Source organism: Serratia rhizosphaerae (assembly GCF_009817885.1).
Taxonomy (GTDB): domain Bacteria; phylum Pseudomonadota; class Gammaproteobacteria; order Enterobacterales; family Enterobacteriaceae; genus Serratia_B; species Serratia_B rhizosphaerae.
This window is the reverse complement of record NZ_CP041764.1, coordinates 4,259,676-4,273,884: the sequence shown is the minus strand read 5'-3', so window position 1 is coordinate 4,273,884 and position 14,209 is coordinate 4,259,676. Positions and strand designations below refer to the sequence as shown.

At 59.8% G+C, this 14,209-nt stretch carries 11 protein-coding genes; 3 read left to right on the top strand and 8 right to left on the bottom strand.

Features of this window, described 5'->3' with window-relative positions; all coding sequences use genetic code 11:
* Positions 1–171 precede the first annotated feature (171 nt).
* From FO014_RS19770 to FO014_RS19760, 3 genes are read left to right on the top strand one after another with little or no spacing between them, the layout of a single operon-like run.
* Positions 172–1,575 carry a cytochrome ubiquinol oxidase subunit I gene (locus FO014_RS19770; protein WP_160030759.1) on the top strand — a complete coding sequence of 468 codons (1,404 nt, stop codon included), beginning with the start codon at positions 172–174 and terminating at the stop codon, positions 1,573–1,575.
* A 2-nt stretch (positions 1,576–1,577) separates the two neighbouring features.
* Positions 1,578–2,585 carry a cytochrome d ubiquinol oxidase subunit II gene (cydB, locus tag FO014_RS19765; RefSeq protein ID WP_105231519.1) on the top strand — a complete coding sequence of 336 codons (1,008 nt, stop codon included), beginning with the start codon at positions 1,578–1,580 and terminating at the stop codon, positions 2,583–2,585.
* Positions 2,585–2,740, top strand: coding sequence for a DUF2474 domain-containing protein (locus tag FO014_RS19760; RefSeq protein WP_370446954.1), 156 nt, complete (start codon positions 2,585–2,587; stop codon positions 2,738–2,740). Before cydB ends, FO014_RS19760 begins: the two co-directional genes overlap by 1 nt.
* Positions 2,741–2,838: 98 nt before the next feature.
* Here the strand turns inward: FO014_RS19760 and FO014_RS19755 are convergent, their stop codons facing one another.
* The 8 genes from FO014_RS19755 to FO014_RS19720 all read right to left on the bottom strand — a co-directional run bounded on the left by FO014_RS19755 (position 2,839) and on the right by FO014_RS19720 (position 14,209).
* Complete coding sequence (locus tag FO014_RS19755) at positions 2,839–3,348, bottom strand: DUF4823 domain-containing protein (RefSeq protein ID WP_246168013.1); 510 nt, start codon at positions 3,346–3,348, stop codon at positions 2,839–2,841.
* A 207-nt stretch (positions 3,349–3,555) separates the two neighbouring features.
* On the bottom strand, positions 3,556–4,233 hold the full coding sequence (gene narI, locus FO014_RS19750) for a respiratory nitrate reductase subunit gamma (protein WP_062778904.1): 678 nt from the start codon (positions 4,231–4,233) through the stop codon (positions 3,556–3,558).
* A 2-nt stretch (positions 4,234–4,235) separates the two neighbouring features.
* Positions 4,236–4,961 carry a nitrate reductase molybdenum cofactor assembly chaperone gene (gene narJ / locus FO014_RS19745; protein ID WP_160030757.1) on the bottom strand — a complete coding sequence of 242 codons (726 nt, stop codon included), beginning with the start codon at positions 4,959–4,961 and terminating at the stop codon, positions 4,236–4,238.
* A complete protein-coding gene (gene narH, locus FO014_RS19740) occupies positions 4,958–6,502 on the bottom strand; it encodes a nitrate reductase subunit beta (RefSeq protein WP_160030756.1) in 1,545 nt (514 codons plus the stop codon). Before narH ends, narJ begins: the two co-directional genes overlap by 4 nt.
* On the bottom strand, positions 6,499–10,260 hold the full coding sequence (locus FO014_RS19735; protein ID WP_160030755.1) for a nitrate reductase subunit alpha: 3,762 nt from the start codon (positions 10,258–10,260) through the stop codon (positions 6,499–6,501). The genes narH and FO014_RS19735 overlap by 4 nt, the downstream gene beginning before the upstream one ends.
* A 317-nt stretch (positions 10,261–10,577) precedes the next feature.
* Entirely contained in the window at positions 10,578–12,407 is a 1,830-nt protein-coding gene (locus FO014_RS19730) for a carbohydrate-binding protein CenC (protein ID WP_246168012.1), read from the bottom strand.
* Entirely contained in the window at positions 12,404–13,147 is a 744-nt protein-coding gene (locus FO014_RS19725; protein WP_160030754.1) for a glycosyltransferase family 2 protein, read from the bottom strand. The genes FO014_RS19730 and FO014_RS19725 overlap by 4 nt, the downstream gene beginning before the upstream one ends.
* Before the next feature lie 6 nt (positions 13,148–13,153).
* Positions 13,154–14,209, bottom strand: coding sequence for a glycosyltransferase family 4 protein (locus FO014_RS19720; protein ID WP_160030753.1), 1,056 nt, complete (start codon positions 14,207–14,209; stop codon positions 13,154–13,156).

The following is a 14,209-nucleotide window of genomic DNA, read 5'->3' as shown; positions in this document are numbered from 1 at the left end:
TGTACCCCGTGTTTAACTGACCACCAAGTTTTCTTTGCTTTCCGGCGATGATTTACGGGTGATTTTTCCGCCGCCAGACGGCCATCCGAACGCGGTTTCTCGCCGGGATGTCATTGAAAAAAACACGTCTATACTGAAGAGGTCATGTTATGTACAACCCTAGGGGGCGCTATGCTGGGTCTTGATGCACTCGAGCTTGCCAGAATACAGTTCGCCTTCACCGTATCCTTCCATATTTTGTTCCCCGCAATCACCATTGGGCTAGCCAGCTATCTGGCGGTGTTGGAAGGTTTATGGCTGAAGACACAGGACGACACTTATCGGCAGCTCTATCATTTCTGGTCGAAAATTTTTGCCGTCAACTTTGGCATGGGGGTGGTCTCCGGTTTGGTGATGGCCTACCAGTTCGGCACCAACTGGAGCTTTTTCTCCGAATTTGCCGGCAATATCACCGGACCGTTGCTCACCTATGAAGTGCTCACCGCATTCTTCCTTGAGGCCGGTTTCCTGGGGGTCATGCTGTTCGGCTGGAATCGCGTCGGCCCCGGCTTGCACTTCTTCGCCACCTGTATGGTGGCGCTCGGCACACTGATTTCCACCTTCTGGATCCTGGCGTCGAACAGCTGGATGCAAACGCCGCAGGGCCATGAAATCATCAACGGTCAGGTGGTGCCGGTGGAGTGGCTGAAGGTGATTTTCAACCCGTCATTCCCCTACCGGCTGCTGCATATGTCCACCGCGGCGTTCCTGGCTTCCGCCTTCTTTGTTGGCGCCTCCGCCGCCTGGCACCTGCTGCGCGGACGAGATACGCCGGCAATGCGCACCATGCTGTCGATGGCGATGTGGATGGCGCTGATCGTCGCCCCTATTCAGGCTTTTATCGGCGATGCGCACGGTCTGAATACCCTTAAACACCAGCCGGCCAAAATCGCCGCCATCGAGGGACACTGGGAAAACGTCGCCGGTGAAGCCACGCCGCTGATCCTGTTCGGCTGGCCGGATATGGAACGGGAAGAGACGCGCTTTAAGCTGGAAGTGCCTTATCTCGGCAGCCTGATCCTGACCCATAGCCTGACGGAGCAAATCCCGGCGCTGAAATCCTTCCCGCCGGAAGATCGCCCCAATTCCACCGTCGTATTCTGGAGCTTCCGCGTCATGGTGGCCATGGGCCTGCTGATGATTCTGGCCGGCGTCTGGAGCCTGTGGCTGCGCTGGCGCGGCGGCCTGTACCACTCGAAGCCCTTCCTCTACTTCGTGCTGTGGATGGGGCCTTCGGGGCTGATCGCCCTGCTGGCGGGCTGGTTCACCACCGAAATAGGCCGTCAGCCGTGGGTGGTCTATGGCCTGCTGCGCACCAAGGACGCGGTTTCCGCCCACGGGGAACTGCATATGAGCATCAGCCTGCTGGCGTTTATCGTGGTGTACTGCTCGGTGTTCGGCGTCGGCTACGCCTATATGATGCGGCTGATCCGCAAAGGGCCGCAGCCGCATGAAGGCGAGCAGCCGGACGACACCGAAGGCCGGCCGGCGCGTCCGCTTTCCGCAGTCAAAGAGCATCTGGACGACAGGAGTTGAACATGGGTATCGATCTTCCGCTTATCTGGTTTTTGATTATCGTGTTCAGCACCATGATGTACGTGGTGATGGACGGTTTCGATCTGGGCATCGGCATCCTGTTTCCATGGGTCAAAGACAGCAGAGACCGCGACGTGATGATGAACACCGTCGCGCCAGTCTGGGACGGCAACGAAACCTGGCTGGTGCTGGGGGGCGCCGCGCTGTACGGCGCCTTCCCGCTGGCCTATTCGGTGATCCTCGACGCGCTGGCCATTCCGCTGACGCTGATGCTGATCGGCCTGATTTTCCGCGGCGTGGCGTTTGAATTCCGCTTCAAGGCCACCGCCGACAAGCGTCATATCTGGGATAAGGCCTTTATTGGCGGCTCGCTGCTCGCCACCTTCTGTCAGGGTATCGTGGTCGGCGCCATTCTGAACGGCTTCCCGGTTGAGAACCGCGCCTATGCCGGCGGCCCGCTCGACTGGCTGACGCCGTTCGCGCTGTTCTGCGGCCTGGGACTGGTGGCGGCTTACGCCCTGCTCGGCTGTACCTGGCTGGTGATGAGAACCGCCGGCGAACTGCAGGCGCGTATGTACCGCCTGGCGACGCCGCTGCTGCTGGCCCTGCTGGTGATTCTGGCGCTGGTAAGCATCTGGACACCGCTGGCGCATCCGGAAATCGCCGACCGCTGGTTCAGCCTGCCGAACCTGTTCTGGCTGCTGCCGGTGCCGATTCTGGTGCTGCTGAGCGCCTGGGGCATCTGGCGCGGGGTGAATCATGACGCGCACTACTCGCCGTTTCTGCTGACGCTGTTGCTGGTGTTCCTTGGCCTGAGCGGGCTGGGCATCAGCATCTGGCCGCTGCTGATCCCGCCGTCCATCAGCCTGTGGGAAGCGGCATCGCCGATGCAGAGCCAGGGCTTTATGCTGGTAGGCGCGCTGTTCATCATCCCGATTATTCTGGTCTACACCTTCTGGAGCTACTACGTATTCCGCGGCAAGGTGAGCCATGAGCAGGGTTACCACTGATGAAGGAGGCGACGATGAAAGAGAAAGACGCCGCCCCCTGGTGGAAACGCGTCGGCTGGCTGGTGATCATCTGGAGCGCCAGCGTGCTGGGGCTGTTTGTGGTGGCGACGATTTTCCGCATGCTGATGACCGCAGCGGGGATGAAGTCGCATTAACAATGAATTCAAAAAATTACGCCACCCATTCGGTGGCGTTCTTATTAATTATTAAACCATGATTATACTACATTGAGTTAAAAGCTAAAATGAACTTTTTAATATAATGATTTCACATAGTTATTTATAGGATCAGCAAGTAAGTCTTGAGGGTGATCTCCGCCAAACGTCATCCATTTACTTTTCCCTGACAGTAACGTCGAGGCAACCCTTTTCTGGCTTCCATCATAAACTGACAGTTTTATATCTATTTTATCTGGAATACCTGACCATTCTGTTGCTCGATCCTCCCAGTGAAGGATCTCTGGGACTACATAATATCCATTGGAGGTACCTATCGCTTTACTCAAGCATACTAGGTCTCTACACTCTGATTTGATTGTAACCGTATCAGCATAAGGAGAAAATGCTGTTTTAATTGCTTCAGCTGTCATTTTTCCTGAGTCTATATACTGAATACTGCCGTACGACCCTTTTGCTGGCTCTGCAATGATTATTGGCTTATCTCTTACTAAATTCTCTTCCGGTTTATCCAATATACTTTCACTATACTTTGCCGAACACCCTGCCAAAGATATAACCAACACCCCCAACAGCAATTTATTCATCAATCAGCATCCCATAAAACGATAAAAAAAAACCATCCCTCAATTCTATGCGTTGAATCTTAGTTCAAGAGAAACAGAACTGGACGACATAAGCATTTTGAATCAAAGAATTCCGTCGGAATGATAACTGTATAAGCTAAAAGCTCAAAGAGCCGTATGGCTTATACCATACGGCATCTGTCTGTATCAGAGAGATTGTTAAAATACTTAACGACGGTTGCGCACCAGCTGATAACGGCGGGTCAGATACTCGACCGGCGCGCTCCAGATATGCACCAGACGACAGAACGGGAACAGCACGAACAGCGTCATCCCCAGCACCATATGCAGGCGGAAGATCAGCGCCACACCGTCAAGGTGCTGCGACGCGCCGCCCTGGAAGGTCACCACCGCCTGCGCCCAGCCCACCAGCTTCATCATCTCGCTGCCGTCCATATGCTGGGCGGAGAACGGAATGGTCAGCAGCCCCAGACAGACCTGCACCACCAGCAGCGTCAGGATCAGAATATCGGCGACGCTGCTGGTCGCCCGCACCCGCGGGTTGGTCAGACGCCTCTTCAGCAGCAGCGCGCCGCCCGCCAGCGTCATCAGGCCGCAGATGCCGCCGGCGATCATCGCCAGCTTCTGCTTCACGTCGATCGGCAAAAATGCCTGATACATCCAGTGCGGCGTCAGCATGCCGAACAGGTGGCCGAAGAAAATCCCCAGGATGCCGATGTGAAACAGGTTGGAGGCCAGCCGCATCCCCTTTTTATCCAGCATCTGGCTGGAGCCGGCGCGCCAGCTGTACTGGCCGTAATCGTAGCGCAGCCAACTGCCGACCAGAAAAATCGTCCCCGCCAGATACGGATAGATATCGAAGAAAAACTGATTGAGAAATTGCATGATTAGCGTCCTTGGGTTCCGGTTAACGCATCCGACAGATCGAGATACTGCGGCGCCACCGCACCGGCGAAGCGCCGCTGGTGTGCGGTTTGCTGCGCGGAAGCGCAGCCCTGCGGTTCGCCGAGAAACTTAATCTGTTCCTCTTCCCATACCGCATCCAATGCCTGCGGCGTATCATCGCGCGCCTCTGCGGCCACCTGCTGCTGCAGCGCCTGCGCCTGAATATCGCTGCCGGACAGCGCCAGCAGAATGTCGAACAGCACGCCATATGCGCTGCCGCGCTGATGCAGGCGCGCGCCCAGCAGCGCCAGAATCGGCGCGATGTCCTGCAAGCCCTCGCGCGCCGCCTCATGGCTGCGGCTGGCGAGATACTCCAGATACAGCGGCAGAAAATCCGGCAGTTCGCGGCTGTCGATCTGTAACCCATCGGCACGATACTGCGTCATCAGGTCGACCATCGCCTGCCCGCGGTCGCGCGATTCGCCGTGCACATGCTCAAACAGCAGCAGCGAGGTGGCGCGGCCGCGGTCAAACAGCTCGCAATAGTCGGCCTGCGTGTCCAGCAGCGGGCGGGCGCACAACTCGCGGATAAACTGCATCAGCTGCGCGCTGTTGTGCAGATCCAGCTCGCAGGCCGGCTCCAGCGCCGCCAGCAGCTCATCCTGATGATCCCACAACGCCTGATCGGGATAGTCCAGCAGGCGGGCAATAATCCGTAACGTCATCATGAGGCATCCTCCTGACGCGCGGTTTTCTGCGTCACGTCAATCGCATCGATACGGCGGCTGTTGAACAGGTTGAACTTGCCGTCGCTGCCGTGGCAGCCGTCGCCGAAGCTGAAGCCGCAGCCTTTGCTTTCCGGGAAGGCCTCGCGCGCCAGCTCGCGGTGGCTGGACGGCACCACAAAGCGGTCTTCGTAATTGGCGATCGCCAGATAGCGGTACATCTCCTGCGCCTGCGCTTCGCTCAGTCCCACCTGCTCCAGCGCGCTGGTGTCCACCACGCCGTCCACGCTTTCAGCGCGCTTGTAGTGGCGCATCGCCAGCATGCGTTTCAGCGCCAGCAGCACCGGCGCGGTATCGCCGGCGGTCAGCAGGTTCGCCAGGTACTGCACCGGGATGCGCAGGCTGTCGACGTCCGGCAGTACGCCGTTGTGCGCCAGTTCGCCGGCATCCGCCGCCGACTGAATCGGCGATAACGGCGGCACGTACCACACCATCGGTAAGGTGCGATATTCCGGGTGCAGCGGCAGCGCCAGCTTCCAGTCCATCGCCATTTTGTACACCGGCGACTGCTGCGCGGCGTCGATCACGCTCTGTGGCACGCCGTCCGCCAGCGCCTGGGCTATCACCGCCGGATCGTGCGGGTCGAGGAAGATATCCAGCTGGCTCTGATACAGATCCTGCTCATTTTCCGTCGCCGCCGCCTGTTCGATACGGTCGGCGTCATACAGCAGCACGCCCAGGTAGCGGATACGCCCAACGCAGGTTTCCGAACAGACGGTCGGCTGGCCGGCCTCGATGCGTGGGTAGCAGAAAATACATTTCTCCGACTTGCCGCTTTTCCAGTTAAAGTAGATTTTCTTGTACGGGCAGCCGGTCAGGCACATGCGCCAGCCGCGGCACTTGTCCTGGTCGATCAGCACAATGCCGTCTTCACCGCGCTTATAAATAGCGCCGCTCGGGCAGGTCGCCACGCACGCCGGATTCAGACAGTGCTCACACAGGCGCGGCAGATACATCATGAAGGTGTTTTCGAACTGGCCGTACATCGCCTTTTGCATATTGGCGAAGTTTTTATCCTGCGAGCGCTTTTCAAACTCGCCGCCAAGAATCTCTTCCCAGTTCGGACCGTTCTCGATCTTCTTCATGCGCTGGCCGGTGATCAGCGATCGCGGCCGGGCGATCGGCTGCTGCTTGCCCTGCGGCGCGGTGTGCAGATGCTGGTAGTCGTAGTCAAACGGTTCGTAGTAATCATCCAGCGCCGGCACGTGCGGATTGGCAAAAATCTTCGACAGCACGCCGACGCGGCTGCCCATGCGCGGTTCCAGCTTGCCGTTGATTTTGCGGATCCAGCCGCCTTTCCACTTCTCCTGATCTTCCCAGGCGTGCGGATAGCCGACGCCCGGTTTGCTTTCCACGTTGTTGAACCAGGCGTACTCCACGCCTTCGCGGCTGGTCCAGACGTTCTTACAGGTGACCGAACAGGTATGACAACCGATGCATTTGTCCAGATTCAGCACCATGCCGACTTGCGAACGAATTTTCATTTGGCTTTCTCCTGCTGGCTGCCCTGGGTATCGTCGTTACCTTCGCCGTCCAACCAATCGATACGGTTCATCTTGCGCACTACCACAAACTCATCGCGGTTGGAGCCGACGGTGCCGTAGTAGTTAAAGCCATAGCTCAGCTGCGCATAGCCGCCGATCATATGCGTCGGTTTCGGGCAGACGCGGGTGACCGAGTTATGGATACCGCCGCGCTGGCTGGTGATCTCCGAACCCGGAATATTCACGATGCGCTCCTGCGCGTGGTACATCATGGTCATACCGGCCGGAATGCGCTGGCTGACCACCGCACGGGCGGTCAGCGCGCCGTTGGCGTTGAACGCTTCAATCCAGTCGTTATCGGCAATGCCCAAATCGGCGGCGTCCTCCTCGCTCATCCAGACGATCGGCCCGCCGCGCGACAGCGTCAGCATCAGCAGGTTGTCGCTGTAGGTGGAGTGAATGCCCCATTTCTGGTGCGGCGTCAGGAAGTTGAGCGCCTTCTCCTTATTGCCGTTCGGCTGCCGGTTAAGCAGCGGCTGCGCGGCGCGGGTGTCGATCGGCGGACGGTAGACCAGCAGGCTCTCGCCAAAGGCGCGCATCCACTCGTGATCCTGATAAAGCTGCTGGCGGCCGCTGAGGGTGCGCCACGGGATCAGCTCGTGCACGTTGGTGTAGCAGGCGTTGTAGGAGACGTGCTCGTCTTCCAGACCGGACCAGGTCGGGCTGGAGATGATCTTGCGCGGCTGGGCCTGAATATCACGGAAGCGGATTTTTTCATCTTCCTTGTTCAGCGCCAGATGCGTATGGTCGCGGCCGGTGATGTTGCTGAGCGCCTGCCAGGCTTTTACCGCCACCTGGCCGTTGGTCTCTGGCGCCAGCGACAAAATCACTTCCGCCGCGTCAATCGCACTGTCGATCTTCGGCCGGCCGGCTGCCGGGCCATCGGTCTTCACGTAGTTCAGCTGTTTCAGGAAGTCGACTTCATTTTGAGTATTCCAGCTGATGCCCTTACCGCCGTTGCCGAGCTTGTCCAGCAGCGGGCCGAGCGAGGTAAAGCGCTCATAGGTAGCCGGATAGTCACGCTCAACCACCATGATGTGCGGCGCGGTTTTGCCCGGAATAAGGTCGCATTCGCCTTTTTTCCAGTCCTGTACGCCCAGCGGCTGCGCCAGCTCGGCGGCGGAGTCATGCTGGATCGGCAGCGTCACCACGTCGGTTTCCTGCCCCAGGTGGCCGACGCACACCTCAGAGAAGGTTTTGGCAATACCCTTGTAAATTTCCCAGTCGCTCTTCGATTCCCAGGCCGGATCGACCGCCGCCGACAGCGGATGAATAAACGGATGCATATCCGAGGTATTCATGTCGTCTTTTTCATACCAGGTGGCGGTCGGCAGCACGATGTCGGAATAGAGGCAGGTGCTGGACATGCGGAAATCGAGCGTCACCACCAGATCCAGCTTGCCTTCGCCGCCCTGATCCTGCCATTCCACCTCCTGCGGTTTAACGCCGCCCTGCTGCCCCAAATCCGTCCCCTGAATGCCGTTTTCCGTCCCCAGCAGGTACTTGAGCAGATACTCATGGCCTTTGCCGGAGGACCCCAGCAGGTTAGAGCGCCAGACGAACAGATTGCGCGGGAAGTTCTGCGGGTCGTCCGGCTGTTCGGCGGCAAAGCGCAGCGCGCCCTGCTTCAGGCTATCGACGGTATAATCCAGCGGCGATTGCCCGGCCGCGGCCGCCTGCGCCGCAATCCGCAGCGGGTTGGTGTTCAGCTGTGGCGCGGACGGCAGCCAGCCCATACGTTCGGCGCGCACGTTGAGGTCGATCAAACTGCCGCTGAAGCGGGATTTATCCGCCAGCGGCGACAGCAGTTCCTCGGTAGCGACGGTTTCATAACGCCACTGGCTGGAGTGGTTGTAGAAGAATGAGGTGCCGTTCATCTGGCGCGGCGGACGCTGCCAGTCAAGGCCGAACGCCAACGGCTGCCAGCCGGTTTGCGGGCGCAGCTTCTCCTGGCCGACGTAGTGCGCCCAGCCGCCGCCGCTCTGGCCAACGCAGCCGCAGAAGATCAGCATATTGATCAGGCCGCGGTAGTTCATATCCATGTGGTACCAGTGGTTCATACCGGCGCCGACGATGATCATGGAGCGGCCGTGAGTTTTCTCGGCGTTGTCGGCAAATTCGCGCGCGATGCGGATGATATTATGGCGGGAAACGCCGGTGATCTGCTCCGCCCAGGCCGGAGAATAGGCCTTAATATCGTCGTAGTCGGCGGCGCAGTTGGCGTCGTCCAGCCCGCGATCGAGACCGTAGTTCGCCATCGTCAGATCGTAGACGCTGGCCACCAATGCTTCACTGCCGTCCGCCAGTTGCAGCCGCTTGACCGGCAGCTTATGGCGCAACACCTGCTCCAGCGCCACGCTGTTGAAATGTTCGCTTTCCGCGCCGCCGAAATACGGGAAGCCGACCTCGGCCACCTCATCGTGCGAACCCAGCAGGCTCAGCTGCAGCTCAACCTGCTGCTGCGCCTGACCGGCGCGCTGTTCCAGGTTCCATTTGCCCTGCTCGCCCCAGCGGAAACCGATTGACCCCTGCGGCGCCACCAGTTGGCCGCTTTTCTCATCCAGCGCGATGGTTTTCCATTGCGGATTGTTGTCCTGCCCCAGCGCGTCCACCAGATCGCTGGCGCGCAGCATGCGGCCGGCGGCGTAGTAACCCTCGTCGCGCGGCTCCAGCAGCACCAGCATCGGCATATCGGTATAGCGACGCACGTAATCGCGGAAATAGCCTACCTGACGATCCAGATGGAACTCTTTCAGCATCACATGGCCCATCGCCAGTGCCATGGCGCTGTCGGTGCCCTGCTTCGGATTCAGCCACTGGTCGCAGAGCTTGGCCACTTCGGCGTAGTCCGGCGTCACCGCCACGGTTTTGGTGCCCTTGTAGCGCACCTCGGTAAAGAAGTGAGCGTCCGGCGTGCGGGTCTGCGGCACGTTGGAGCCCCAGGCGATAATGTAGGAGGAGTTATACCAGTCGGCGGATTCCGGTACGTCGGTCTGCTCGCCCCAGGTCATCGGCGACGCCGGCGGCAGATCGCAATACCAGTCGTAGAAGCTCAGGCAGGTGCCGCCGATCAGCGACAGGTAACGCGCGCCGGACGCATAAGACACCATCGACATCGCCGGGATCGGCGAGAAGCCGATAATACGGTCAGGGCCGAAGGTTTTTGCAGTATAGACGTTGGAGGCGGCAATCAGTTCGTTCACCTCCTGCCAGCTGGAACGCACAAAGCCGCCGCGGCCGCGGGCGATTTTATAGCTCTTGGCCTTGTCCGGATCGCTGACGATGGCGCCCCAGGCCTCAACCGGATCGCTGTGCTGCGCCTTGGCTTCGCGCCACAGCTTCAGCAGGCGTTTGCGCATCAGCGGATATTTCAGGCGGTTGGCGCTGTACAGATACCAGGAGTAGCTGGCGCCGCGCGGGCAGCCGCGCGGTTCGTGGTTCGGCAAGTCGGGACGGGTACGCGGGTAGTCGGTCTGCTGGGTTTCCCAGGTCACCAGACCATTTTTCACGTAGATCTTCCAGCTGCACGAACCGGTGCAGTTGACGCCATGGGTCGAACGCACGATTTTGTCGTGCTGCCAGCGGCTGCGGTAGCCGTCTTCCCAGTCTCGGTTACTGTTAAGCGTCTGGCCATGTTCACCAGAGAACGGCTCCGCCAGCTGTTTAAAGTAGCGGAACCGGTCTAAAAATTTGCTCATCCGGAGTTCTCCTGAAGGCTTTTATCGTTATTGTCCCTTACTGTCCGGCAGCTGCGCCGGGGGTTCGGGTCTGGGGTCATCGCGACATATGTCATTGCTCACTCTGCGGCCAAGGCTACTGATGCAACGACGGCGGCAAATTGATTGCGATCAACACAACGCCATGAGAAAAATGCGCGAAATTACGGCAATACCCCTTTTGGATAAGCACAAAAAATGGTGTTTGTTATTGATTTATTGGAATAAATAAAAACAACCGACGCCAATGCACAGATTTCGCATTGCTGCCGGCTATTTGGGGGTACGCCTGTTCGGCGTCAACGGTGTAACGGCAGATGAACGGCGCCAAACGGCGGCAATGGCACCGCCAGCGTGCGCCGCGTCTGATGGCGCCAGCCATCCGGCAACGTCAGGCGCAGCGTCACCGGGTACGCCTCGGGATTGGCGCCCAGCAGCAACGCGCTGTCGCCGCGCACAAAGATCCGCGCCGCCGCAGGGCCAGCCAACCTCAAAGTTACACCGTCACCAGTAAGCAGATAAGGGCTGAAACTGTTTATCTGCCGCGCTACGCGGGCAATACCGCGCCACTGCGCTTCAAACGCAGCGCGCTTGAAACGGCCGCGCTGCTGTTGATAAAACAGGTCGTTATAGGAGTAAAACAGCAGCCCGCGTGCGCCGCCGATCAGCGCCAGCCAGGCCTGGGCGCGGATTTCATCTTCCGTCGGCGCCCGCGCCTGGCGGCGGCTGTCGTAAGCGGCGTGGTCCATAATCTGAATCACCATCCAGGCGCCCTTCACCCCACGCGCCGCGCGCACGGTCTGCTGCGTATCATGCAGGGTGCGGCGCAGATGAGTCTCCGAGCCGACCGGATAGGGATCGGTCGCCAAAATATCCGCACTGTTGAAATAGTCGTCCAGCGTGGCGGTTTTATTCAGCACCTGAAACGTCGGGTGGTGGCGGTCAAGCCGCTGCACCTGCTGGTGTCTGGCCGCAATCTGCGGCAAAAACTCCAACCCCAGTTCATCATTGATATACCAGGCCAGTAAATTAGGCTGGTTTTTCAGCCGGTTAATCTGGGCCGCGGCCAACGCCGCATAGCTGCCGCGCGTCGCCGGCGCAAAACGGCTGCCGCCATAGAGATCTTTGATGGCGTAGATCACCTGCAGCCCGTGACGCCGGCTGCGGCGAAAAAAAGCGTCGGCGTCCTTGCCAACGCCATAATGGTAATTGAGCACGCTGTTGAAACCGGCGGCAGCGATGCGCGCCAGATCGTCATCACCGCTGCGGGTGGTGTAAATCCCCAGCGGAAATATCCGTTCGCCGCGGCGACGGGTAAACCCCTGCCCGTCAATCGCCACCGTCGGCGTCGGCTGGCCGATATCCAGTGCGATCTCACTGCCGCGACGGCGCCCTGTCGGCGCTTCGGTCACCTGCTGGCGCAGGCGGTATTCCCCCGGCGGCAGCGGCGGCGGCGTATAATCCAGCCAATAGCGGTCGGCGATATACCGCCGCTGGTTCGTCTGGTCGACAACCTTGCGCTGCCGATTGAGCAGCACGCTGCTGATCGTTACCCACTGTGGATACGGCGTTTCAATCAGCGTACGGCCACCCGCCGGGTAGAGCGCCGCCTGCGGCGACAGCACGCAGGCATACGCATCGTCGAACCACGCCGTCCCGGTGGTGCCACGGCGCAGATACAGACCCAGCGTCACCCGCGCCGCCCGACGGGGCACGCGGTACAGGGCCGAGATATGCCGCCAGTCGCTGTTGCCGACGATTCCCGTCGGGTAGCGTCCCTCCAGAAAACGCCCCTGCGCATCAAAGCTCTGGATATACACGCTGGCACCGCGGTCCTGCGGCGCCCCCTTCAGCCCACGCCCTTTCAGCCAGACGCCAAACGCGATTGCCTGGCCGGGCTGCGCCGCGACCGTCTGGCTGAAGGTGCGATAGCGGGCGGCATCCTGATTGTGGTAGCGCAGGCTGGCCGCACCGCCGTGCGCCGCGTTATCCCGCCCGGCGCCTTCACCGCGCCAGCCCTGCAGCCCCTGTTCAAAACCGGGGTTCTGCAGCAGATTCGGCGCACACTCCTGCGGCGGCATACCCTGCAGCAGCGCGGCGGCGGCAATCGCCGGCATCAGACCGCTCACTGGCGTTTCATCGCCGCGTTCAGCAAATAGGTAAAGAACAGGTAGCAGGATTTCTGATATGACAGCCCCAGATACTGGCGGTAAATTTTCCACTGCCAGTCCGCCGCCTGCAGCTTATTGCCGGACAGCGAGTGGTCGGAAACCCGGTAAAATGCCAGCGGTTCCGGCACGCAGTACGCCAGGCCGTTGTATGCCCGCTCCAGCACCGCCAGCCACATCAGGTAATCTTCATGGCCGACCGGTTGCTGGTAGACCTTGCCGGTGCGCCGCTGATTGTAGATACCGGTCAGGTTGCCGATGCGGTTGCTCCTGAGCATCGCCGCATAGTCGATAATCTCCGCCGCACCGCGGTAGTTCTTCACCTGATGCAGGTCCTGTTCGAAGGTGTAGTAATGCGAGCACACCACGTCGTAACGGCCGGACTGCAGAATCTCCACCTGTCGCGCCAGCTTATTGCTCAGCCATACGTCATCGCTGTCGCAAAACGCCAGATAGTCGCCGCGCGCCATATCAATACCGATATTGCGCGTGGCCGCGACCCCCTGATTGCGTGGGTTGCGGACATAGGTCACGCGCTCATGTCGCAGCGACGCCACAATCTCCGCCGTCTCATCGGTGGAGGCGTCATCAATCACGTACAGCTGAAAATCGCTGAAACTCTGGTTGAGCACGCCCAGAATTGATGCCCTGATGGATGCCGCTGCGTTATAGGCCGGCATAATGACTGATACTTTTTCCATAATTCCTCACGTGATAATCCGTTGCCACAAAGGGTAAATGCGTTCCGGCGTAAAGCGCTGCGCCTGCTGCCACGACGCATGCGCAAAACGTCGCCGCAGCGCGTTATCCGTCATCAGTGTCACCACCCGCTCGCAGAACTGCGGACGGTCGCCATCCGGCACCAGATAGCCGTTAACGCCGGACGTGATCAGTTCCGCCGGCCCGGTGGGACAGTCATATGCCACCAGCGGCAGGCTGAAGCTCAGCGCTTCGATCAACACCATCGGCAGTCCCTCGTAACGGGAGGTCATCAAATACAGACTGGCCTGACGGTAATAGCGCGCCACGTCCGGCGTCGCCGGCAGCAAAGAGATATGACGTTCCAGCCCAGCCTGCGCAATCTGCCGTTGCAGCGCCGGCCGCGCCGGGCCATCGCCGACGATCAGCAGTTGCCATGACGGCGCCTGTCGGGCGATCTGCCGCCAGGCGTCAATCAGCCGGTCAAACCCTTTCTGTGCGGTAAGCCGGCCAATCGCCAGCGCGACGTTGCGCCGCCGGCCTTCGTCGGGCGGCTGCGGCGCAAACGGCGAAACGTTTTCGATCACCAGACATTTGTCCTGCCGGACCCAGCGGCTTATCCGCGCACGATCCTGCTGCGTCAGTAAAATCACCCGGTCGCCCAGGGTATACACCAGCAGCTTCAACCAACGCATCGGCCACCGATATTGCTGAAAACTGACGTGCTCACTGAGCAACAGCCGACTGTCGGGGCACAACAAACGCAAATACGGCGTCATCACCACCGACAGCCGCCCCATCGAGACGGTAATAATGGCGTCGTAACGCTCACGATGCAGCGCCCTCGCCAGTCGCCACGGCCAAAACGGCGCACGATCGCCCATCAGGCGCAGCGTCACCGCCGGCGTCAGCGGGAAAAAGGCCGCTTCACCGCCAAGAGAAAACAGCGTTACCCGTATGTCGCCGTCGTCGGCCAGCGCATTGGCTAATCCGCTGGCCACGCGTTCGGTGCCGCCTTTCCCGGCGATATTTTCAATCACAATGGCAATATTGCGTGGCGTCAT

Coding starts and splice junctions, on each gene's coding strand:
- FO014_RS19760 (WP_370446954.1), top strand. CDS start 2,585: ATGAAGGAGGCGACGATGAAAGAGAAAGACGCCGCCCCCTGGTGGAAA.
- FO014_RS19770 (WP_160030759.1), top strand. CDS start 172: ATGCTGGGTCTTGATGCACTCGAGCTTGCCAGAATACAGTTCGCCTTC.
- cydB (WP_105231519.1), top strand. CDS start 1,578: ATGGGTATCGATCTTCCGCTTATCTGGTTTTTGATTATCGTGTTCAGC.
- narJ (WP_160030757.1), bottom strand. CDS start 4,961: ATGATGACGTTACGGATTATTGCCCGCCTGCTGGACTATCCCGATCAG.
- FO014_RS19725 (WP_160030754.1), bottom strand. CDS start 13,147: ATGGAAAAAGTATCAGTCATTATGCCGGCCTATAACGCAGCGGCATCC.
- FO014_RS19735 (WP_160030755.1), bottom strand. CDS start 10,260: ATGAGCAAATTTTTAGACCGGTTCCGCTACTTTAAACAGCTGGCGGAG.
- FO014_RS19755 (WP_246168013.1), bottom strand. CDS start 3,348: ATGAATAAATTGCTGTTGGGGGTGTTGGTTATATCTTTGGCAGGGTGT.
- narH (WP_160030756.1), bottom strand. CDS start 6,502: ATGAAAATTCGTTCGCAAGTCGGCATGGTGCTGAATCTGGACAAATGC.
- narI (WP_062778904.1), bottom strand. CDS start 4,233: ATGCAATTTCTCAATCAGTTTTTCTTCGATATCTATCCGTATCTGGCG.
- FO014_RS19720 (WP_160030753.1), bottom strand. CDS start 14,209: ATGACGCCACGCAATATTGCCATTGTGATTGAAAATATCGCCGGGAAA.